This is a genomic window from Runella sp. (assembly GCF_027484545.1).
Taxonomy (GTDB): Bacteria; Bacteroidota; Bacteroidia; order Cytophagales; family Spirosomataceae; genus Runella.
Window position 1 is genome coordinate 1 of record NZ_JAIXST010000126.1, and the last position, 21,782, is coordinate 21,782.

A 21,782-nucleotide genomic window follows, 5' to 3' on the forward strand; every position below is an offset into this window, starting at 1 on the left:
ACTCCGTGTATTTATTCCTACTCCTAAATCGTCTGTGAGGATAATTTTCATCGTTGCCATATAAGTATAGTTTTTTCCTGAATTTAATCATTTTTGCACAGATTATTTACAGTAAGAAAAACAATAAGTTATTGTAGATTTGCGATGTTTAATTTTGGTGTAATGTGTTGATTTGTAGGTAGTTAATTTGTATTTTCTTTGCCATTAAAAAGATATAAATTAAAATTGGCACAGTTTTATTATGTCGGATAACAACCGTTTACTAAAAAAAACGATTTGATTTGAATCGTAATCGCATTTTATCATTTACATTTACTAACTAATGTATCAACCTATTTGCCCAGAGGAAGGGGCTAATGACTCTATGAATCCGGAAGTGACCGTTATATGCACTTGCTACAATCACGCTTCTTACATCCGTGAAAGTTTGTTGGCGGTAATGCAACAAACGTACTCATCTGTTCAACTTATTGTGATTGATAATGCCAGTACAGACGAATCCCGTCGGGTAATTCAGGAGTTTATTGATCAATATCCACAGGTGATTTTTATAAGAAATACGCATAACATAGGTCTTTGTCGGGCATTTAATTTGGGATTGGGCGAAGCTACCGGTAAATACGTCATTGATTTGGCGGGCGATGATGTGATGGCACCTGGCCGTATCGAAAAACAGGTAAAGGCTTTTGAAGGACTTCCTAAAGACTATGCCGTTGTATTTTCCAATGCGGCTTACATAGATGGTTCTGGCAAAAAATTGGGGTATCACTACGCCTTGGGCACGAACGGTCATGCTGAAGGGGTCGTGCCAACGGGCGATGTGTACAAAGAGATTTTGCGTCGTTATTTCATTTGTACGCCAACCATTATGATGCGCAAGTCAGTGTTGATGAAATTGGGTGGTTACGATGAAAACCTCAGTTACGAAGATTTTGATTTTTTTGTCCGTTCGGCACACGACTATAAATACTATTACTTAGACGAAGTTTTGACCTATAAACGCGTTTTGGAAGGGTCAATGGCCACGCAGTTTTACCGAGTGGGCAATTCCATGCTGAAATCAAGTTGGGAGGTTTGTAACAAAGCCTACGATTTGAGCCGCTCTCAGGAAGAATACGATTTGTTGGCGCATCGCATACGCGGGTTTATCAAAAAATGTTTTGTGGCCGAAGATGCCAAACAGGCCGCCGAGTTTCGTAAATTACTCAATTACATCGAAGACCCGGGTTGGGAAACCGAACTCCTGGTCATGGCCTGTCGACTTCATTTACCCGTCAATCGGGTGTATCAACAATATGCCAAATGGCGCAGTCATCGTAAACTCGCCCTCATGCAACAGGGTCTTCCCTATGTGCGATTGGAACGGTAATACGGTCAACGGTTTACTGTTTACAGCGGGCGGCGTTCCGCTTTACAATTTCTGTTTTTTGGAAATAAGCATTGTTTTTCTAAACTGTAAACCGCACGGGCGGCCCCGCGTAAACTGCAAACTCAAAACTCGCTTTCATGCCTGCCGAATTCATAAGAATACATCCCCAAAATCCCGAACCGCGCAAAATCCAACAGGTGGTGAACAGCCTACGCGAAGGCGGAGTTGTTATTTATCCTACCGATACCGTATATGCCATGGGTTGCGATATCCACAATGCCAGGGCAGTAGAGCGGATTGCGCGTATCAAAGGAATTAAACCTCAAAAAAACGATTTCTCCTTTATTTGCTTCGACCTGAGCCACATTGCCGACTACGCTAAAGTGGGAAACAATGCCTTCAAGGTCATGAAACGACTGTTGCCAGGGCCCTTTACGTTTATTTTGGAAGCTAATAATCGCGTTCCTAAAGTATTGGCCAACCGAAGAACTGTCGGGATTCGGGTGCCGGACCATCCCATTACCCGTCAAATTGTTTTTGAACTCGACCACCCGATTATTACGACATCCATCAAAGATTATGACGACGATATTATGGAATACCCCAACGACCCCGAAGTTATCTTTGAACGCTTTCAGCATCAGGTAGATATTGTCATTGATGGCGGTTTGGGCGGGTTGATTCCGTCCACGGTCATCGATGCCACCAACGACGATTTTGAGATCATCCGCCAAGGAGCCGGAGTGTTTGAAATTTGAAATTTGTTTAGTCAAATCACCTAAAGTCACTTGAAACTCATCCGCAGCCTTTTCTTTTCTACCCTTTTTTGGGGAGTTCTTGTAGGACTTATCGCCTCCTTTTTGCTGGCCTACGTTTTTCCGAGCCTGTTTAGCTTTGCTAAATTACTAACAGTCATTGCCGTTCTTTTGGTTTTGATTGACACTGTATTGCTCTTTAAACCCAATGCCGGTTTTTTCTCCCGTCGCGACGTAGCCGACCGCCTTTCCAACGGCGACCCCAATCCCATTACGCTGTATTTGGAAAATCGCTATCCGTTCAAAACAAGCGTGGAAGTGATTGACGAAATTCCGTATCAGTTTCAAAAGCGGGATGTGTTGTTTGAAGCGCAGTTGGTTCCCAACGAAACCCAATTGTTGCGTTATGAACTGCGCCCCACCAAACGCGGCGAATACAGCTTCGGGGCCGTCAATGTATTTGTAAAAAGCCCCTTGGGATTTGTGAAACGACGCTATCAATTTTCGCAGGACAAAATGGTGGCGGTGTATCCTTCGTATTTGCAAATGCGCCAGTACGAATTGATGGCCATTTCCAATCGTCTTACTGCGTTAGGAATCAAACGGATTCGACGACTGGGTCACAGCATGGAATTTGAGCAAATTCGCCCTTACGTATTGGGTGATGATATAAGAACCGTCAACTGGAAAGCAACGGCTCGACGTAATGACCTCATGGTGAATGCGTTTCAGGACGAGCGTTCGCAATCGGTCTATTGCCTGATTGACAAAGGCCGCGTGATGAAATCGCCGTTTGAGGGTTTAACGTTGTTAGATTACGCCATTAATGCCACCTTAGTGTTAAGCAACATTGCTTTGATTAAACAGGATAAGGCCGGTTTGATTACATTTTCGGAGGTGATTGGTCAAATTCTCCCCGCTGACCGCAAGGCAGGACAAATGCAGAAAATTCTGGAAACGCTCTACAAACAAAAAACGCGCTATCTGGAAAGTGATTATGAAACGTTGTATTCCTACGTAAAAACGCACATTCGGCAGCGGAGTTTGTTATTGTTGTTTACCAATTTCGAGACCGTCAATGCCATGCGTCGGCAGTTGCCTTTTCTGCGGCGATTGGCCAAAACCCATTTATTGATCGTGGTTTTCTTCGAGAATACCGAAACTTCTTTGTTGCTCAAAACGCCCGCCGAAAACACCGAAGACATTTACCTCAAAACCATTGCCGAGCGGTTTTACTACGAAAAGCGCCGCATCGTGAAAGAACTCGAACAATACGGCATCCAATCCATCCTCACGGCTCCTAAAGACCTGAACGCCAATACGGTGAATAAGTATTTAGAGTTGAAGGCGCGAGGGATGATGTAGGGAATATTGAATCTCAAATTGGTAGAGAAGGGGTAAGTTAGCGTTACAGACGCAAATGCCCGGTATTATTGCCATATTGGAATATAAAGTACTAATTTTATGTTGTTGATAGTTGAGCCACTATAGCTATTTAACCGCTTAGACCATGACACAGGTAACACTCACAATCAAAGAGAATAAACAAGCCGAAGCCTTGCTTCGATACTTGGAATCGTTGGATTTCGTGAAGATAGAGCGCAAAATCACGCCCCGGTCTCCCAAACCCAAAGCGGTCAAAGCCGCACAAGGCATGAGAGAATTTTTGGGAGCATTACCTAACAAATCAGCTAAGCAATCGGCTGTTAATAAAGCTGTGCATGAAATACGGGAAGGTAATTTTGACTGATTACTATGCTCCGTATTATCATTGACCCCAATTTGATTGCCAGCGTTTTGATAGGAGGTATCACCCGTGACAGATTCGTTACGTTGACGCAAAGGTTAGACATTTTGGAATTTATCTATTGTGACCAACTTATTCAGGAGATAGGCGCTTTGTCTCAAAAAGCGTATTTTCAGAAGAAGGGAATTGATGACCTTACTGTTAAATCCTTCATTGCTTTTTATCAGGAGTTTGCCCTTAAAGTAATGGTTACGTCTCAGGTAAAAGTGGGGCGTGACCGTAATGACCATTATCTTCTAAGTCTAAGTCGTGATGCCCGGGCTGATTTTCTGATTACCGGTGACCCTGACTTGCTATCACTTCGAAAATACTCCAATACGCAAATTGTAACCATGAAGGCAATTGTAGAGTTGCTGTAAGTGGCATCCAACCTCACGGCTCCCAATCGACCCAATTCGGCTTTTTGTAGGGGTGCGTGAAAAAATGCTGCACTTTGGCGTTGAATTCGTTGCGATACCGATGCACCGTTCCGTGTCCTGATTCAGGGAATATCCACAGGTACGCCTGCGGAATATTTTCAAATATCTCTAACGTATGCGACGGTTTGATGACGTCAAAATCGCCACCCATGACCAATACCGGACATTTGATTTTACGCAGAGCAGACAAAGGAATATTGGGCTCTACCTCCATCATGTGCAGAAGTTTGAGGGTGTTTTTGGCGGCGTCGTCCTGTGTCCCGGCCCGCAGCTTGGCGATATCTTCGGCTATCATTTTATACCCCTCTGCCGTAACAGCCATTGTATCGGGCCGTATGTTAGCGCCCGTGATTGCCAATTTTTTCACTTTCTCCGGATGACGCATCGCCAACAGCAATCCGTTGATACCGCCGTCGCTCCACCCGATCACAAAGACGGAATCCAGTTTCAGGTGCGTCAGTAAGGCATCAAAATCGTCGGCCATCATTTCGTAGTTCAACACATTGCCAGTATCTGTTGATTTTCCCTGCGCCCGACTGTCTACCGTTATCACTTGGTAGTGTTTGGCAAAGTAGGGAATTTGGTATCGGTAATCTTTGATGGAGCCGCCGTTGCCGTGAATCAGCAGCAGCGGTTTTCCCTGTCCGTAGGTTTCGTAGTAGAGATTGATGCCACCGGTAGCAAAGTAGTGCCCATTTTTGGCATTGTTGCCATAGGTGACCGCCGCCGCTGTTTTCTTTGGTGTTTGGGCGTAGCTGAGTAAGGTAAGGAACAAAAGTGCTAAAATCATCAGGAGGGTAGGGGTCTTTTTCATGGGTTGAGAGGGAGTAGGAGTTTGTTAGCTGAAATAAATAATGAATTGCATATTGCCAAAATAAATATTTAGCGAGAGTTTATAAAAACTGAACTAATCCCGCCCCCAATAAAGAATCCTAAAAGCGCTCCTCCGAAATTACCGGTCAACCCTCCAAGTATTGCAGCACCAATAATTCCAACAACAATTATAGTTGTACAACCACTATCATTTTTGTTTGCCGAACTACTGCTACTTGGCGTGTTTGTTTTATTCGTATTTGAAGGCGTGTTTGCTCTTGATGGCGGTGGTACTACTACTCTTGGGGGGGGAGGAGTAGGGTTTGGTGTTGGTGTAACTGGCTTGTTTTTTAAATAACTATCCCAAAAATCTTCCTCTTTGGCTGGTTGTTTTGGTGTTGCAGGCCGAGACTTTGGAACTATCGTTACTGTTCGATAATTTAGTTTTGACTTGGCAATGATTTCACTTTCCAAAACTTGTATTTGGGATGCTCCTTCAAGTGTCATTTGAGGTTTTCCCATATAAGTGCTAATAACTCCTGTGATACTAACCCATTCAGAAGTTAAACTGCCAATCGTTACACCTCTATTATTTAATGCTGTTATACCTTCCGACCAAATTACAATTGTAAAAGTCTGAATTGGATAAGGACCAATATTCAAAAAAACATATGGGTGACCATTTCTTGCTATTCCATCATATCTACCACTAATTCTACCTATCACTTCTACTCTTTCTCCAACATGCTCTAAAAGTTGCCCTTTTTGGCTTCCGTCTAATACAAGATATGCGCTTCTAACCGTTGTAACATGGGGTAAAATTTGAGTAGAAGATTTGATTGTTCCGCTAATAAATTCTTGCAATGATGGAATTTTACCAAATTCCAATGTGCAAATTGCGGCAATATTATTGGCAAGCCTTGATAGCTCTGCATAACTCGCAATATCTTTTAATAATGTCGAACTACTTGGATTTGCAAAATCGCTTCCTTTAAAAAGTAAGTTGTCTCCGTTCTCATATTTTCTCCATAGGTTTGGATTTGCGACAATCGCTTTGATTGCTGTATAAATAATAATCGCTGAAAATCTGTCAATATACTTATTGTAATCTTTGGCTGCCCGCCTTGGGTGCTGAAAATTTGGGTGTCCTAATTCATTTACTGCCAGGTTTGCCAAATCGGGCAAATACATTCCGTCGTAATCTATCAAAAACAGTTTCCCATTTTTGACCATGATGTTTCCATGCTGTAAATCACCGTGAGCTATTCCAAAATTTTCTAACTGCCTAACCAAGTTAGTAAATTCATTAAGTAAACTCTCTAAACTTGGTTTTTGGTTGTAAATCCTATCAATATAAGCATTTAATGGCTCTCCGTCAAGCCAATTCATTTTGATAATTGGGTGGTAACTTCCGCTTATCCTTATCCCATTCTGTAAATACTTTGCATCAACTAAAAATGAGCAATTGTTATGGCTTAAAAAATTGCCAATGAACTGATAACGTTGTTGTAGGTCCTTTATCTCTCTGGTAAAACAACGAACGGCCCAATTCTTACTTACACCTCTTAATTTGTACGTTGTGGTAAACCCTCCAGAATAAGGCTTAGGTAGCCCTAATGGGGTCGTTTCTACTTGACAACTTTTCAATTCGCTATCAGCAAAACTAATTGTGGGGTTTTGCACCGCCTGATTATAGTCATCTCCTCTTGGTAAGGCCATTATTCAATTTCAATGATTAATAATGAGGTGTCGTCATTTTTTATTAGTTTTTCTCTTCGTTTGTCATTCAACCAATCCTCAAAAGCATTTTTAGAGGTATCTTCTGAAATCCCCAAAAGTATTTCCCAAGGTCTTTCTGCTTTTTCATTCTCGCTTGCAAACCAATACGCCAAAGCATCTGACATTAAAATCAAATAATCGCCTTTTTCAATCTTCCCTTTTGCTTCTTTCAAGTACGTCTTTAATTCTTTATCATCATCATTTTTCGTTGTCAAAAGAAATGGGGAGTTTGAAAATTCATTTGATTTCTGAATTGGGAAAGAAAAAATCACGTCATCTCTAACCTGAAAAAGGCAGCAGTCACCAATCCCAATGCAACTGTAAATTTTCTTTTTCAAGTCAATGGTCATAACCAAAAGTGTTGAAAAAGCACCTTTCTCCAACTTTACCTCTGCGTACCAAGGCAAAGGAATTTTAGTCACTTCGGTTAACCATTGGTTACGCAGTGCTGGGAGCCTTCCTATAATATGTTTTAGTGATAAATTCCTTGATTTGACTAAATCATCAGTTAGAAGAATTGCCCATTCTTTTGCAAATGAACTTTCAGTAGCACCATCCGCTAATGCTACTTTCAAGAAACTTTCTGTCGGTCTGAATGACAAAGCATCTTCGCACTCTGCAACTGTACTTCCGCTTTTAGGCAGTACTTCTTGTGAGAGTATTTTTGCTTTCAACATTATCTCAAATTGCTTGGTCTTGTACCGATGTCAAGGGCAGCAATAAGCAATGCTGCATCCCCATTAAGTATAAAGCCATATGAATTTGGGACAACATTTAAGTAGGCATAGTCTTTTTGAGCAACCTCAACCATAAATGGTGTTAATAATGAAGCTGACTCAAATAACATTTGAGCATATTTATCTGGCAATAGTTCATTATTACTCGGAAATTCAAGGGTTTTGGCGTTAGGATTACTCGAAAGATGAAGATTGAAAAGTAAAACATTCCCGTCACTTGATGACTTACTAACCAATTTCTTCACTTCTTCTTTTGGGTCTCCGTCAGTTGATTCCCCATCTGTTATATGGATAACTGTGGGAGGGAAGCAATCGGGATATTGAGCAAGCCAATTATCTATAATCTGATTAGCCTTTGCAAAGGCTTGTGTCATTGGTGTGCCTCCGCTTGCTGTTGGATCAAACCAAATTGGGAATTTTACTTTTTGGTCAATAAGTCCGCCTGCGCCGTCATCAACTTTTTTGCTTCTTTCTTCAATTCGTGCTGGGAAGTTGGCAATATCACTAATTGGTGCTAACTCTTTACCTGCTAATCCACCCGTAAATGCTACGCCTACAGAAGAGCCATAGCCAACTACACCGACGTGGTAGTAGTTTCTAACTCCTTCAGACTTAGCACATTTGATAGTCAAGTTGGAAAGGAGTTTGTTGACTGCATCTGCAACGGCTTGGGCTTTTGATTTTTCTTGACCACTAATATTGTCAGACATCGATCCTGACTGGTCAATCAAAAACAAAAAGCAACTTGGGTTTTGGCGACTTATTTCTGCTGAATATGCCATGTTGGTTTTTTATATTTTGTTATGTTTTATTTAGGGTTCAGCGAACATCTGCCTTGTCACAACTAAGTGAAACTTATTTTATACAGATAAATCATAAAACTTGCGGGAATGTACGAAAAACGCTGATATTGTATCAAGTCTATGCCTTATTTTTTATCAAGTGGCTAATCCCCAAAATTCCCCTTCCCGGCTTAAAAACACCCCCTTCATTTGACATCCTGCGGCAGGTTTCTTATTTTTAGGTAAAAATCAACAACCTAACCAAATTCCTATGAAATCACTTCGCCTTTTGCCGGTGGCGTTTGCACTTCTCCTGATGAGCACGGAGAGTAATGCGCAGGCATTCAATAACTTACCCGTGAACACCCAAAAGCCTCCCCTGCATGGAAAACACTGGATGGCCATTACGGGCAAACCTTTGGCCGCTACGGCCGGGGCCATGACCTTTACCAAAGGCGGCAATGCCATTGATGCGGCCTGCGCCATGTTGGCCGCTACCTGTACCATGTGGGATGTGTTGAGCTGGGGAGGGGAGACGCAGGCGCTCATTTACAACCCCAAAACCAAAAAGGTCATCGCCATCAACGCCCACGGGGTAGCGCCTACGGGAGCTACGCCTGAGTTTTACAAAGGCAAAGGCATGAAATACCCGCCGCAATACGGCCCGTTGGCGGCTGTCACGCCCGGTACGCCCGGCGGATTGATGACGATGTTGGCCGAGTACGGCACCATGTCGCTGAAAGAGGTGTTGGCACCCGCCATGGAAATGGCCGCCGGCTATCCCATCGAAGCCCAAACTGCCAATTCGATTGAAAAAGGCAAAGACCTCATCAAGCAATGGCCGTATTCTAAAAAAGTATTTTTGCCGCATTTGGGCGCGAGCCGCGAAGCCCCCGATGCCGGCGAGGTATTTGTCCAAAAAGACCTGTTGGAAACCCTGAAAAAATTGGTGAACGCCGAGCAACAGGCGTTGGCGAAAGGGAAATCACGGAAAGATGCCATTTACGCCGCCTACGATGTGTTTTACAAAGGCGAAATTGCCAAAGAATTTTCGAGAGGTTGTCGCGAACAGGGCGGGCTGATTACGGAGCAGGATCTGGCCAACTGGAAAGTGAAAATCGAAGAGCCGATGGTGACCAACTACAAAGGCATCGACGTCTATAAATTGCAACAGTGGACCCAAGGCCCGGCCATGCTTCAGGCCCTGAATATTTTGGAGAACTTCGACCTCAAAAGCATGGGGTACAATTCCACGCGCTACATTCACACGCTGTATCAGGCCATGAATTTGGCGTTTGCCGACCGTGATTTTTACTACGGCGACCCCGCTTTCGGTCCTGAAGAACCCATGAAAGGTCTGCTTTCCAAAGAATATGCCAAAGAGCGGAGCAAATTGATCAATCCTGAAATGAACGACCCCAAAGCAGGTCCCGGTGACCCGTATCCATTTGAAGGAAAGGCCAATCCGTATCAGGACATGCTGAAAAAATGGGGCAGCGCGAGCCTGTTTGACCCTAAAAACAACGCGACGTTAGATACAAAATTTGAAGCTGATTTTACCGCCGGTACTACCTCCATCGAAACCACGGACGAAGAAGGATGGGTCGTTTCCGTTACTCCCAGCGGTGGGTGGGTGCCTGCCTGCATTGCGGGAAACACGGGCATCGGCATGAGTCAGCGGATGCAGGCGTTTGTACTGGACCCGAAAGAAAATCCGTTCAACGTCGTAGAGCCCGGTAAGCGCCCGCGTGTAACGCTGACGCCGAGTTTGGCATTGAAAGACGGCAAGCCGTTTTTGTCTTTTGCCAAGCAGGCAGGCGATGAGCAGGATCAGTTGTTGCTTCAGTTTTTCCTCAACGTCGTGGAGTTCAACATGACCGTGCAGGAAGCCTGCGAAGCGCCGAGTTTCAAGACTTTCCAGATGTATTCCAGCTTCGGTGACCACGAACGCATCAACGGCGGATTGACTCTTAACGATGCCATGCCGGCGTGGACGAGAAAGGATTTGGGGCGCATGGGCTACAAAATCAACTACCAAGACCGCACCAGTGGACCCATCAACGCCATTTATTTTGATTGGACTCATAATACGTTTTGGGGCGGCTCCAGCAACCACGGGGAGGATTACGGGATTGGCTGGTAATCATTTCTTTTCATACTTAAATTTGTCACCCTGTAAGGGTCTGTTCCATTTCAAAAGCGTCCATTGCACAATGGACGCTTTTGTTTTATTTTCTTTCTGATGTTGGCCTGCCGAGCGGATGTTTGTGCTGCAGTAAGATTTTGAACGGTATTTTTATGCACAATACACCTTTTTTGAACTGAAAATAACAAAAGTACGACAAAAAAATACTCATTACTCCCCGTTCATCACTCATCACTTTTTACAATGCTTACGAAAGAAGAAATTGAATTTTTAGACACCTACGGCTATCTCAATTTAGGTCAATTACTGACATCCGAACAAGTAAAACAAATCAATGACCGCCTGGCGGAATTGATGGACTCAGAAGGGGAAAATGCGGGCGCCGAATTAGCAGAATCCAAATACATCCGTTATCCGAAAGAAGAAGGAGCCGAACGTTTGGCAGACTTGGTCAATAAAGGTCCCGTTTTTGATGTTTTTTACACCCATCCGCGCGTTTTAGCCGGAATTGAAGCCGTTTTAGGACAAGCACACAAATTGTCTTCCCTCAATTACCGAGCCGCAAAACCCGGGAAAGGACATCAAAAACTGCATGTGGATTGGAAAAATGCGGCGGTGAACGGCACCTATAAAGTCTGCAACAGTATTTGGCTTTTGGACGATTTTACCGAATACAACGGCTCGACCCGCATTGTTCCTAAAACGCATAAAATGAGCCTTTTACCCGATGAAGCGATCACCGACCCGAATGACAAACATCCGGATGAAATCCGTATTATTGCCCCCGCCGGTTCCGTATTTATATTTAACTCGCATGTCTGGCACGGTGGTACGACCAATCATACCGACCGCGACCGACGCAGTATTCACAGTTATTTTTGTACAAGAGAGCAGCCACAGCAAATTGACCAAAAGAAGTATATCACCCAAGAAACGGTACAACGCATCGGTGAAATAGGGATGCGTATTTTGGATGTGTAAGCATCATGAAACGTTCTCCGTTCGATTTTATCTTTTAAATAAAATATATGCCAAATTCCCAACCCCTCACAATTTCTGCGGAGAAAATGCAGAAAACCTTGAAAAGTATTCTTTTGAAGTATCATTTTCCGAAAAAGAGAGCTGAAGAATGCGCCGTGATTTTTACGCAAAACAGCATTGACGGTATCTATACCCACGGTATCAATCGCTTTCCGCGTTTTGTGCAATACATTCAAAAAGGCTACGTCATTCCCGATGCGAAGCCTACACTCGTCCATCGTTTTGGGGGCATCGAGCAATGGAACGGAAATTTGGGTGCAGGGCCTTCCAATGCCATTTTTGCGACCGAACGGGCGATGAAATTGGCTACAAAATACGGCATTGGCTGCGTAGCCTTGGCCAACACCAACCATTGGATGCGAGGCGGAGCGTATGGTTGGCAAGCGGCCAAAGCAGGTTTTACGTTTATCGGTTGGACCAATACCACGGCAAACATGCCTGCCTGGGGAGCTACCAATCCGAAATTGGGCAATAATCCCCTTGTTTTTGCGGCACCTTACGGCGACGAAGCCATCGTGTTGGATATGGCCATGTCGCAGTATTCCTTTGGGGCAATGGAATTGGCGGTTTTGAAAAATGAAAAGCTATCCGTTCTTGGAGGCTATGACAAAGAAGGAAATTTGACCAATGAACCCGATCTGATACTGGAGTCGTGGCGGTCGTTGCCGGTGGGCTTTTGGAAAGGGGCAGGGCTTTCCTTTTTATTGGATGTCTTGGCAGCTCTTTTATCCAACGGATTAGCCACGCACGAAATCAGCCAAAAAGCCGCAGAAATGGCGTGTTCGCAAGTATTTATTGCGATTGATATGTCAAAATTGGCCAATTATTCAAGTATTTCGAGTACGATTGACGCAATCATTCTGGATTATAAAACCTCAATTCCCATCAGTGAGCAGGGGAAAATAAGCTACCCAAGCGAGCGGGTGTTAGCGACACGTCTCCAAAACAGTCAAACAGGTATTCCTGTTTTGGAAAGCGTTTGGCAGGAGGTTTTAGGCTTTTTAGTATGATTTTTAACGAATAATTTTATTTAAAATAGGCTTTGCACAAGTTTGTTAGCTGTCCGTTTATGGTACTGTATTTGTACATAAACGGACAGTTTTTTTGTTGCTTTATTGGGTAAGTTGTTGATTTTCAGTTTTGTTGTTTCGTGGGCATGAATTTTGCGGCAATTGAGTTTTTTTCGGAACCTAACAGAATCCAATGACAAGACTTACGATTTTATTCTTCCTGACAGCCCGGGTATTGTATGCCCAGCCCAAAATTACGGGTACTATTTTCAACGCTTCAAAACAACCCATCGAAGGTACTGTAGTATCCTTACTGAAAGCAAAAGACTCCACTTTTGTAAAAGCGGCTATTTCGGAATCCAACGGCCAATTTGAGTTTTTGAATATCAAATCGGAAACGTATCTGTTGATGGTCAGCAACATAGGGTTTCAAAAATACATCAGTACGCCTTTTGCCGTTGTCCAAACGGATGTAACGCTGCCTGCGGTAACCTTACAGGAAGAAAACAAAACCTTAGCCGAAGTAAAGGTAACGGGCAAAAAGCCGTTTGTCGAGACGAAGATTGACCGAACGGTCGTGAATGTGGATGCGCTGATTGGCAATGCAGGTTCCAATGCGTTGGAAGTGCTTGAAAAATCGCCGGGCATTGCCGTGGATCAAAACGGTGGCATCCGACTGAAAGGTAAATCGGGCGTTGTGGTTTTTGTGGATGACAAACCTACCTATTTATCGGCGGATGATTTGGCCAATTACCTGAAATCACTCCCTGCTGGCTCGGTCGAAACCATCGAAATCATGCCTAATCCGCCTGCCAAATACGATGCAGCGGGCAACGCCGGTGTGATTAACATTCGGATGAAGAGAAATGTACTAAAGGGATTCAACGGAGGCATTAGTTTGAGCTACGGACAAGGAGTCTATAAGCGTACCAACAATAGTCTGAATTTCAATTATCGCATCAACAAATTCAACTTCTTTTCCAACGCAAGCGTCAACCAAAACAATATGTATCAGGACCTTACGATTTGGCGACGCTACTACAATGCATCGGGTGCCTATACCTCGGCCTTTACCCAAAATTCGTACATTCAGCGTAATTTTGGAGGTAATAACCTGAAAGTAGGGTTCGATTATTATGCTTCTAAAAAGGCAACGTTTGGATTGGTTTTGAATGGGTTTTACAATCCATCGTTGGTCAACGTGACCAACAAAGCACAAGTTTTGAATGCCTCCAATGAGGTAACAAGCTTGGTGGAAGCCATAAGTCCCACGAACAAAATCTGGACAAACGGCAGTATCAACCTCAACTATACGTACAAATTTGATAGCACGGGCAAAGAGCTTTCGACGAATGTTGACTATATTCACTACCAATCCAAAAGCGACCAAACGCTGACCAACACCCTGTCAGATCCTCAGAATAAATTTGTCAGTCAGTCGATTTTGCTTTCTTTCCTGCCCACCACTATCGATATCAGCACGGCCAAAATCGACTATGTCAACCCGTTACACAGCGGCGGCAAGTTTGAAACAGGCTTGAAAACAAGCATCATCGGTACGGGAAATATCGCCGACTTTTTTGATGTGCTTGACGGAAAGCCCTCGCCTAATTACGAGTTTACCAACAATTTTAACTACAACGAAAACATCAACGCCGGTTACCTCAACTATTCAAGAGACTTCAAGCGGCTGTCGGTGCAGGCGGGACTTCGGTTTGAAAATACCAATATCAAAGGCCATCAATTGGGAAACAAACAAAGCAGAGACTCCACTTTTACCCGAAAATACAACAACCTGTTTCCAACGTTTTATCTGCAATACCGCATGGATACGACCAATACGCATCAATTGGGTTTCTCGTTCGGCCGTCGGATAGATCGACCTAATTATCAGGATATGAATCCGTTTTCCTACCCGCTCGACCGCTTCACCTACTACGGCGGGAATCCGTTTTTACAGCCGACGTTTTCGTACAATTTAGAGTTGTCTCATACCTTTAAAAACAAGATTACGACCACGTTACAATACAGCATTGCTAAAAATGTGATTTCGGAAACCAACGAGCAGCGCGGCACAATCTATTACAGTCGCCCGGGCAATTTCGGTCAACGGATTTCGTATGGTGTTTCGATGAACGGCAGTTTTCAACCCACAAAATGGTGGACAATCAATGTCTATACCGAGTACATCAGCAATGGTTTCAAAGCCACTTTGTACGGACAGAAGCTGGATGCCTCACTGTTTTATTGGGCGGTCATTCCCACTAATCAATTTCAAATCAACAGTTCATGGTCGGCTGAATTGGCAGGGTCATACCAAACTAAATTTTTACTGGGGCAATTGCTGATTTATCCAATTGGCTCGGTGCGGGCGGGATTGGCCAAAAAAATGTGGAAGAATCAGGGAACGATTAAACTCAACGTCAGCGATGTATTCTATACGAACCAAATTAAGGGAGACATTCGCAACATCGCTAATGCTTCTGCCAACTGGTTCAGTTATTTGGACTCTCGCGTCGTAACACTGTCGCTTTCTTACCGTTTCAATAAAGGTAAAACGCTGAATGTGAGACAAACGGGCGGTTCCGACAGTGAGAAGAGTCGAGTAAAGAGTTGATAAACCAATAGTAGAATGATTGATTTGTCTGTATTCCACTGGCTGTATCCGCCGCAGAAATGTCAGGTAGAGAATGGTCGCGTCAGCATCAGTACTGAGCCGAAAACCGATTTTTGGCAACGAACCTATTACGGGTTTCAAAATGACAATGCACCGGCGTTTTTGCGGAGCATTGCCGAGGATTTTACGTTTACGGTAAAAACCGCCTTCGATTCCAACGTCCAATTTGACCAATGCGGTGTCATCATTTACCAAGACAGCGACAATTGGTTCAAAGCATCTATTGAACATGAAAATGAACAAATAGCCCGCTTGGGCAGCGTCGTTACCAATTTAGGGTATTCGGATTGGGCTACAACCGATATCTCGGCCGAGGTGCGTACCATGTGGTATCGACTGTCGCGGCGTGGTTCGGATTTTTTGATCGAAAATTCGGAAGATGGGGAAGAGTTTAGGCAAATGCGCATTTTTCACATGCACCAACCATTGCTTCAAGTACATTTTGGAGTCTATGCGTGCAGTCCATTGGATTCAGGTTTTGAGGCGGTCTTTACCGATTTTCGTTTGACAGAATCTACATGGGAGGCCCACCCGCTGTGAGTTTTAAACTGAAATGGGCGATGAATTTTGAATTTCCTGACGTATTTTGCGCTAAATAAAACTGTATTTAGACCAACCAACGTCCATAAATTTCATGATAACCCTTCAAAACGCCGATATACAAGCCACCATCAATCCCAAAGGAGCTGAACTCACCAGTTTGGTTTTGCTTGCTTCCCAACTTGAATTTATGTGGGAGGGAAATCCTGAGTTTTGGAGCAAACATTCACCCGTTTTGTTTCCGATTGTGGGAGGGTTGAAAGACAATACGTATTACTATAACGACCAAGCCTATCAATTGCCCCGCCACGGTTTTGCCCGCGAAAAGACCTTTGTGGTAGAAGAACAGCAAAGCGATTCAGTTACGTTTTTGCTGGCGCACGATGAAAGTACATTGGCGGTCTATCCTTTTGAATTTACCTTTCGTATTCGTTATACGTTGGTAGATAATCAGTTACAGGTCAGTTATTTGGTCGAAAATTCGAGCAATACGCCCTTATGGTTTTCGGTAGGGGGGCATCCTGCTTTCAAAGTGCCGTTGGTAGAAGGAGCAGCGTACAATGACTATCTGTTGAGCTTCAACCAAGTGGAAGATTGGGCACGTTGGCCGCTGACTCCCGAAGGATTGATTGAAAAAGTCCCAGTACTTTTGGTCGAACAATCCACTGATATTCTGCTTTCCAAAGAACTATTTTACGAAGATGCGCTCGTCTTCAAAAACTATCGCTCGGACAGCGTGGTATTGCATACTCCCAAATCGGCGCATTCGCTGCGTTTTGATTTTCTGGATTTCCCGTATCTTGGTATTTGGGCTTCAAAAAATGCTGATTTTGTGTGCATTGAGCCTTGGTGCGGCATCGCCGATTCGGTTGACCATACCCAAGATATTACCCAAAAAGAGGGCATTATTGAGTTGGCAGCAAATGAGCAATTTGAACGGACTTGGAAGGTGACTTTGGAGTAATTGACTAATTGATTTTTCTTATTTCAGGTTGCCCCACCACTTCCAGCTTAAACACGTCGTTTCGGGAATAATGCCCTATAACATCAAAATCCAGTTTGCTTTTGGCCAATACGGAAAAGTCCAATTCGGCCGTGAGTAAACCTTCCTCGTTCCAAAGAGGTCCCGCCAAAACTTCGCCCAACGGTGAAATAATGACGCTGCCGCCACTGCTCATGATGTCAGGTTCATGGACTAAATCCGCCTGAAAACGTTCTGGATAATCGGATTTTTGAACAAACTGATTGCAGGCCAAGACAAAACAACGACCTTCCAGTGCAATGTGCAGCATGGTCGATTGCCACGATTCACGCGAGTCGGCCGTAGGCGCAAGGTACATCTCAACGCCACGTTGGTACATCGACATGCGCGCTAAAGGCATGTAATTTTCCCAACAAATAAGGCCGCCGATTTTTCCGATTTCAGTGTCAAAACTCACCAGCGTACTGCCGTCGCTTTCGGCCCAAATGTAACGTTCGAGCCCCGTGGGTTTGAGTTTTCGGTGTTTACCGATAAGATTACCCTGTTTGTCAAAGTAAAGCAACGCGCAATGCAGCGAACCGCCTATGGATTCTCGCTCAGTAACCCCCAACGCCACAAAAATGCCTGCTTTTCGGATGGCTTCGCTGATTTGTGCGGCGTAGGGAGAGGAAGTTTCAATGCTGTTTTCCCAATACTCCAACCACTGATTTCTGCTTTTTTCGGTACGACGGCCTACGATGGAATCAAAATCGAGACCTCGGGGATAACAGGGAATGAAGGATTCAGGGAAAAGCAATAATTCACAGCCTTCGGCAACGCCTTTTTCAATCCAATTGATGACGAGCTGAACGGTTTTTTCAATGTCAAAAAGAGCGGGGGTGGCCTGAACCACACCCACTTTTATTTTTTTGTGGTGCATTAGTTATACTTTACGAAGTTGTACTTTTTGTAAATCAATATTTTACAAATTGGAAATCGCAAATCAGAACCGCGCGGGCGGCCCCGTCGAAAATAGATTAGTTGGTTTCTTCGCGTAGAGCCTCTTCAATGGTATCAATAATAAAATCGCACTGGTCCTGCGTCAAAATCAGGGAAGGGCGTAGGGTGATGACATTTCCCTCAATAATTTTGAAAGCCAATCCGCGTTCCATACAACGATACATAATGCGCTCGGCTTCTTCGTACGCGCGCTCTTTTGTTTTTCGGTCTCGGACAAGGTCAATACCAATGTGAAAACCCTTGCCGGCTACGTTGCCGATGAGGGGATATTTATCCTGCATTTCCCGAAACGCATTCATCAAATACTCGCCTTTTGCGGCCGCATTTTCGATAAGCTTATGTTCTTCGATGTATTCAATTTCGGCCAAGCCTGCCGCGCAACAAAGTGGGTTTTTCTCGTGCGTAAAATGGCCGATGGAGCTGTCCTGCAAGACATTGTATTCTGATTTGGAAACAATTCCCGCAAAAGGAACCATGCCGCCGCCCAAGGATTTGCCCAGTACTAATACATCGGGAGTAACGTAATGTTCGCTGGCAAACATCTTTCCGGTGCGTCCCAAACCTTCAATGATTTCGTCGAAAATCAAGAAAATTCCTTCGCGGTCGCAGAGACTGCGGATTTCCTGCCAATAATTTTTGGAAGGCACCACGGGCGTAGAAGAAATCGGTTCGGCAACGATGGCCGCAATGTCGGGCTCGTTCCTAATAATGAGTTTGATTTGGCGTAAATATTCTTCGTCAATATCGTCCGGGTTATCCCATTTCCACGGATTGCGATAGTAGTTGGGAAATTCCGCGTGCAGTGCCCCAGGCACCATCGGCCCATTGCCTTTCAGAAAGTGCGCCTGTCCACTGACGGCCGCCGATTGGTAGCCTGTACCATGGTAGGAATCCCAAAAGGAAATGGTTTTCCACTTCCCCGTGATTTGTTTTGCCAACATCACGGCCATCTCAATCGCTTCCGAACCGCCCGGACAAAAAAGCACTCTGTCCAGTCCTGTGGGCGTAATCTCGGTCAGTTTTTTTGCCAATTGAATGGCGGGAATATTGGTGTATCTTCTGGGAGTAAAGGCCAACGCTTCCGTCATTTGATGAATCATGGCTTCCATCACTTTGGGATTATTGAATCCTGCATTGTGGACACCGTTGCCGTGCATATCCAGGTATTTTTTGCCGTTGAGATCATAAATATACGCTCCTTCGGTTTTGGAAAGCACGTTCATGACGGGCGTAGAAAGCGCCTGATGAAAGAAATACTTGGCATCTTCTTCCAGCCAATGCAGGGTTTCAGCATCCAACGATTGGGTATACAAACTGCGTTGTTCGGAAGAATTAATGTCTCCTTGGTCTTCAGAAATTAAGTTTTCAGGGGTCATGGAATGGGATAAAATCAAAAGGTATTAGATAGATGATAAATTACTCCTCAACTTTCTTTTTAGCAACCAACTCCGTAAAACTTTTTGCAGCCGTTGTGAAGTCTGAAGGTACCAATACAATCGTCGTTGTATTGTTGTCAATGCCGATTTCGGACAACATCTGCATTCGTCGCAATTCCAACGCAATCGGGCTTTTTTCCATTTCTTTGGCTCCTTGGGTCAATTTGATGGAGGCCTCCAATTCCGCTTCAGCTTTTACAATGCGGGCTCTTTTTTCACGAATGGCTTCTGCTTCACGGGCCATGGCTCGTTGCATTGCTTCGGGAATTTCCACGTCTTTCATCTCTACCATTTCAATCTTTATTCCCCAAGGTTCGGTGGTAGAATCCACAATTCGCTGAAGTGTACCGTTTATTTGTTCTCGTTCCCTCAATACTTCATCAAGCGAATGTTGCCCGATAATGTTTCGCAGCGCCGTCACCGAAAATTGATACACCGCCTTGTTGTAGTCGGCCACCTTAATAATGGCGTCTTCGGGATTGGTTATTTTAAACCAAAGGACCGCATTTACTTTGATGGTTACGCTGTCTTTGGTGATGGTTTCCTGCTGCTCCAAATCAACGGTTTTTGTTCTGATATCCACCTTTTGTTGCCGTTCAATAAAGGGAATCAACCAATAAATTCCCGGGCCTTTTACTGCCTGAAATCGTCCCAATCTGAACACAATGGAACGTTGGTACTCCTGTGCAATGCGTATGCCTGACAGGAGAATTAATAGAATAATTCCGAGGATGGTAAAAAGGGTCATGGTAGTCGTTTTGAGGGGATGTAAACTATTTACTGCGTGACTTTCTTAAATTCTACATTTCGCGCTCTGCCAACGGAAAATTTCAAGGTATTGACACGTGCTTTTTTATCTCTTTCAAAATAAATAATGCCCGCAGGAGAATTAAAACCATCCTTGTACGTGGGGGTAAGAGTCATTTCTGTTTTGGGCGCCCGGTATAAAATTAATTTCCCGTCTTTGATCCGAACCGAGAATTTTGCTTCCGCTTCCTCCGACCAATAGTCGCCCAAGTAGTCATTCATGGCTTTCTCATCCAAGTTGGGAACCTCTGCGGCAACAAAAAAAGTAGTATCCTGTGGAGTAATCAGGGAGAGTTTGGACGGTTTACCGGGATGAATTTCAACTCGGTTGTTGCGCCACATAAACGTGTTTTCCGCTACCGGAATCAGATGGCCGCCTGTTGAGCTTGTTAATTTTTCATCCTGTACCAATAGCCGAAAGCTGCTGCCGTTTCTGATGTCTTTGTACCAACCGGTATAGCCGGTTAATTTTTTGTTGGAGACGTTGAAGGGAGCTGGGTCGCTCTTTTTGTCGGCAACGATTTTGTTTTTTACCAATAAATTTCTGACGTCATTTGCGATGCTGGGACTTCCGTCAAATTCGGAAGAGTTGCTGAGCCAAGCAATGCTTAAACCTAATTCAGGGAAGTATTCCAAACTCGCTCGATAACTTGCGGTAGCTCCCGTGTGTGATATTGATTTCCAACCACGAACCGAATTTATGACCAACCCTGCCCCGTAAGGATTCATTTGACCGTTATTGAAGGGATACATAGTCAACTGTTTCGCCAACAATGAAGGGTTGCCGAATTTGCCGGTCAGGTAATAATCATTCCATTTCAGCAGATCTTCCACCGTAGTGAGCAGTCCGCCATTGCCGTAAACGTACTCGTTCGGCATTTCGGTCAGGTAGGTGTCGCCACTTTTATCGTAGGCCATGGCGCGATTGGGAACAATCTTTTTAAAATTATTGCGCCATTCGGTGTGCTTCATTCCGGCAGGTTCAAAAATATGAATTCGGGTAAATTCGGCCAGACTCATTCCGCTCATGCGCTCCACAATAATGGCAAAAAGGTTGTAGTTGGAATTGCTGTAAATGTATTCCGCACCGGGTGTATGATTTAGCGTTTTCTGTCGGGAAATGACAAGTAAAGCGTCATCATTACTATACGTTTTTGTACTCCGAGGCCAACCCGCAATGTCCATCACACTCCCCCAATCTTTGAGGCCGCTTGTGTGTCGCATCATTTGTCGCAGCAAAATCGGCGTTCCATAATCGGGTAATTCAGGAACGTATTTTCGAACATCATCATTTACAGACAGTTTGCCCTGCTGTTCAAGGAGCAAAATAGCTGCCGCCGTAAACTGTTTGGAGACCGAGCCTGCTTCAATAATGGAGGCATTGCTCAGCGGGATATTGTGTTCTAAATCACCCATTCCCCACGCACGGAAAAAAATCACTTGCCCGTTTCGGCTGATGCCCAACTGACAACCGGGAGCGTCCGGCCTGTAGCGTTCGGCCATTTTTTCAATCAGCGAAAGTGTGTCCTGCCAAGTCTGTGCATTGCTGATAAAATGAGCAAAAAAGAGAAATAGGGATAGAAAAATCTTTTTCATTGGTTGTGGTTAGGAGGATGAAGCAGTGTGGGAAATCTTAACCCATTTCGGAAGGGCAATTTACAAGTATTCTCTCAAATCGACTGC

The 21,782-nt window shown here is 44.2% G+C and carries 19 protein-coding genes; 11 read left to right on the forward strand and 8 right to left on the reverse strand.

The window, feature by feature from the left end; genetic code table 11:
• Positions 1–322: 322 nt before the first annotated feature.
• The 5 genes from Q0081_RS10665 (at position 323) to Q0081_RS10685 (ending at position 4,290) form a co-directional block, all read left to right on the forward strand.
• Positions 323–1,369, forward strand: coding sequence for a glycosyltransferase family A protein (locus Q0081_RS10665; RefSeq protein WP_298352582.1), 1,047 nt, complete (start codon positions 323–325; stop codon positions 1,367–1,369).
• Between the two features lie 137 nt (positions 1,370–1,506).
• Positions 1,507–2,127 (forward strand): L-threonylcarbamoyladenylate synthase, encoded by a 621-nt coding sequence (locus Q0081_RS10670; RefSeq protein ID WP_298352585.1) that lies wholly within the window; start codon positions 1,507–1,509, stop codon positions 2,125–2,127.
• 30 nt (positions 2,128–2,157) lie between these two features.
• The gene (locus tag Q0081_RS10675) at positions 2,158–3,489 is read left to right on the forward strand and encodes a DUF58 domain-containing protein (RefSeq protein ID WP_298352588.1); all 1,332 of its coding nucleotides are present in this window, start codon (positions 2,158–2,160) and stop codon (positions 3,487–3,489) included.
• A gap of 145 nt (positions 3,490–3,634) precedes the next feature.
• Entirely contained in the window at positions 3,635–3,874 is a 240-nt protein-coding gene (locus tag Q0081_RS10680) for a hypothetical protein (protein ID WP_298352591.1), read from the forward strand.
• Between the two features lie 5 nt (positions 3,875–3,879).
• Entirely contained in the window at positions 3,880–4,290 is a 411-nt protein-coding gene (locus tag Q0081_RS10685; protein WP_298352593.1) for a putative toxin-antitoxin system toxin component, PIN family, read from the forward strand.
• A 13-nt stretch (positions 4,291–4,303) separates the two neighbouring features.
• Here the strand turns inward: Q0081_RS10685 and Q0081_RS10690 are convergent, their stop codons facing one another.
• The 4 genes from Q0081_RS10690 to Q0081_RS10705 all read right to left on the reverse strand — a co-directional run bounded on the left by Q0081_RS10690 (position 4,304) and on the right by Q0081_RS10705 (position 8,461).
• Positions 4,304–5,164: an alpha/beta fold hydrolase gene (locus Q0081_RS10690; RefSeq protein WP_298352595.1), complete on the reverse strand. Its 861-nt coding sequence runs from the start codon at positions 5,162–5,164 to the stop codon at positions 4,304–4,306.
• A 68-nt stretch (positions 5,165–5,232) separates the two neighbouring features.
• Positions 5,233–6,882 (reverse strand): hypothetical protein, encoded by a 1,650-nt coding sequence (locus tag Q0081_RS10695; protein WP_298352597.1) that lies wholly within the window; start codon positions 6,880–6,882, stop codon positions 5,233–5,235.
• Positions 6,882–7,619 carry a protein phosphatase 2C domain-containing protein gene (locus Q0081_RS10700; RefSeq protein ID WP_298352600.1) on the reverse strand — a complete coding sequence of 246 codons (738 nt, stop codon included), beginning with the start codon at positions 7,617–7,619 and terminating at the stop codon, positions 6,882–6,884. Before Q0081_RS10700 ends, Q0081_RS10695 begins: the two co-directional genes overlap by 1 nt.
• Positions 7,619–8,461: a vWA domain-containing protein gene (locus tag Q0081_RS10705; protein ID WP_298352603.1), complete on the reverse strand. Its 843-nt coding sequence runs from the start codon at positions 8,459–8,461 to the stop codon at positions 7,619–7,621. The genes Q0081_RS10700 and Q0081_RS10705 overlap by 1 nt, the downstream gene beginning before the upstream one ends.
• 271 nt (positions 8,462–8,732) lie before the next feature.
• Between Q0081_RS10705 and Q0081_RS10710 the strand changes: the two genes are divergently transcribed.
• The 6 genes from Q0081_RS10710 (at position 8,733) to Q0081_RS10735 (ending at position 16,839) form a co-directional block, all read left to right on the forward strand.
• Positions 8,733–10,604 (forward strand): gamma-glutamyltransferase family protein, encoded by a 1,872-nt coding sequence (locus Q0081_RS10710; protein WP_298352605.1) that lies wholly within the window; start codon positions 8,733–8,735, stop codon positions 10,602–10,604.
• 246 nt (positions 10,605–10,850) lie between these two features.
• Positions 10,851–11,588 carry a phytanoyl-CoA dioxygenase family protein gene (locus tag Q0081_RS10715; protein ID WP_298352607.1) on the forward strand — a complete coding sequence of 246 codons (738 nt, stop codon included), beginning with the start codon at positions 10,851–10,853 and terminating at the stop codon, positions 11,586–11,588.
• Between the two features lie 47 nt (positions 11,589–11,635).
• Positions 11,636–12,658, forward strand: a complete 1,023-nt coding sequence (gene yiaK / locus Q0081_RS10720; RefSeq protein WP_298352609.1) for a 3-dehydro-L-gulonate 2-dehydrogenase — start codon at positions 11,636–11,638, stop codon at positions 12,656–12,658.
• Positions 12,659–12,851: 193 nt separating this feature from the next.
• The gene (locus tag Q0081_RS10725; RefSeq protein ID WP_298352612.1) at positions 12,852–15,275 is read left to right on the forward strand and encodes a TonB-dependent receptor; all 2,424 of its coding nucleotides are present in this window, start codon (positions 12,852–12,854) and stop codon (positions 15,273–15,275) included.
• Positions 15,276–15,290: 15 nt separating this feature from the next.
• Positions 15,291–15,875: a DUF1349 domain-containing protein gene (locus Q0081_RS10730; protein ID WP_298352615.1), complete on the forward strand. Its 585-nt coding sequence runs from the start codon at positions 15,291–15,293 to the stop codon at positions 15,873–15,875.
• A gap of 94 nt (positions 15,876–15,969) precedes the next feature.
• On the forward strand, positions 15,970–16,839 hold the full coding sequence (locus tag Q0081_RS10735) for an aldose 1-epimerase family protein (RefSeq protein WP_298352618.1): 870 nt from the start codon (positions 15,970–15,972) through the stop codon (positions 16,837–16,839).
• 4 nt (positions 16,840–16,843) lie between these two features.
• Here the strand turns inward: Q0081_RS10735 and Q0081_RS10740 are convergent, their stop codons facing one another.
• From Q0081_RS10740 to Q0081_RS10755, 4 genes are all read right to left on the reverse strand, one after another.
• Positions 16,844–17,776 (reverse strand): carbon-nitrogen hydrolase family protein, encoded by a 933-nt coding sequence (locus Q0081_RS10740; protein WP_298352621.1) that lies wholly within the window; start codon positions 17,774–17,776, stop codon positions 16,844–16,846.
• A gap of 97 nt (positions 17,777–17,873) precedes the next feature.
• Positions 17,874–19,232 carry an aspartate aminotransferase family protein gene (locus Q0081_RS10745; RefSeq protein WP_298352623.1) on the reverse strand — a complete coding sequence of 453 codons (1,359 nt, stop codon included), beginning with the start codon at positions 19,230–19,232 and terminating at the stop codon, positions 17,874–17,876.
• 40 nt (positions 19,233–19,272) lie between these two features.
• Positions 19,273–20,040 carry a slipin family protein gene (locus Q0081_RS10750; protein WP_298352624.1) on the reverse strand — a complete coding sequence of 256 codons (768 nt, stop codon included), beginning with the start codon at positions 20,038–20,040 and terminating at the stop codon, positions 19,273–19,275.
• Positions 20,041–20,069: 29 nt separating this feature from the next.
• Positions 20,070–21,695 (reverse strand): serine hydrolase, encoded by a 1,626-nt coding sequence (locus Q0081_RS10755; protein WP_298352628.1) that lies wholly within the window; start codon positions 21,693–21,695, stop codon positions 20,070–20,072.
• Positions 21,696–21,782 lie beyond the last annotated feature (87 nt).

Coding starts and splice junctions, on each gene's coding strand:
- Q0081_RS10745 (WP_298352623.1), bottom strand. CDS start 19,232: ATGACCCCTGAAAACTTAATTTCTGAAGACCAAGGAGACATTAATTCT.
- Q0081_RS10705 (WP_298352603.1), bottom strand. CDS start 8,461: ATGGCATATTCAGCAGAAATAAGTCGCCAAAACCCAAGTTGCTTTTTG.
- Q0081_RS10680 (WP_298352591.1), top strand. CDS start 3,635: ATGACACAGGTAACACTCACAATCAAAGAGAATAAACAAGCCGAAGCC.
- Q0081_RS10670 (WP_298352585.1), top strand. CDS start 1,507: ATGCCTGCCGAATTCATAAGAATACATCCCCAAAATCCCGAACCGCGC.
- Q0081_RS10715 (WP_298352607.1), top strand. CDS start 10,851: ATGCTTACGAAAGAAGAAATTGAATTTTTAGACACCTACGGCTATCTC.
- Q0081_RS10740 (WP_298352621.1), bottom strand. CDS start 17,776: ATGCACCACAAAAAAATAAAAGTGGGTGTGGTTCAGGCCACCCCCGCT.
- Q0081_RS10665 (WP_298352582.1), top strand. CDS start 323: ATGTATCAACCTATTTGCCCAGAGGAAGGGGCTAATGACTCTATGAAT.
- Q0081_RS10710 (WP_298352605.1), top strand. CDS start 8,733: ATGAAATCACTTCGCCTTTTGCCGGTGGCGTTTGCACTTCTCCTGATG.
- Q0081_RS10700 (WP_298352600.1), bottom strand. CDS start 7,619: ATGTTGAAAGCAAAAATACTCTCACAAGAAGTACTGCCTAAAAGCGGA.
- Q0081_RS10735 (WP_298352618.1), top strand. CDS start 15,970: ATGATAACCCTTCAAAACGCCGATATACAAGCCACCATCAATCCCAAA.
- Q0081_RS10750 (WP_298352624.1), bottom strand. CDS start 20,040: ATGACCCTTTTTACCATCCTCGGAATTATTCTATTAATTCTCCTGTCA.
- Q0081_RS10685 (WP_298352593.1), top strand. CDS start 3,880: ATGCTCCGTATTATCATTGACCCCAATTTGATTGCCAGCGTTTTGATA.
- Q0081_RS10690 (WP_298352595.1), bottom strand. CDS start 5,164: ATGAAAAAGACCCCTACCCTCCTGATGATTTTAGCACTTTTGTTCCTT.
- Q0081_RS10755 (WP_298352628.1), bottom strand. CDS start 21,695: ATGAAAAAGATTTTTCTATCCCTATTTCTCTTTTTTGCTCATTTTATC.
- Q0081_RS10725 (WP_298352612.1), top strand. CDS start 12,852: ATGACAAGACTTACGATTTTATTCTTCCTGACAGCCCGGGTATTGTAT.
- yiaK (WP_298352609.1), top strand. CDS start 11,636: ATGCCAAATTCCCAACCCCTCACAATTTCTGCGGAGAAAATGCAGAAA.
- Q0081_RS10695 (WP_298352597.1), bottom strand. CDS start 6,882: ATGGCCTTACCAAGAGGAGATGACTATAATCAGGCGGTGCAAAACCCC.
- Q0081_RS10730 (WP_298352615.1), top strand. CDS start 15,291: ATGATTGATTTGTCTGTATTCCACTGGCTGTATCCGCCGCAGAAATGT.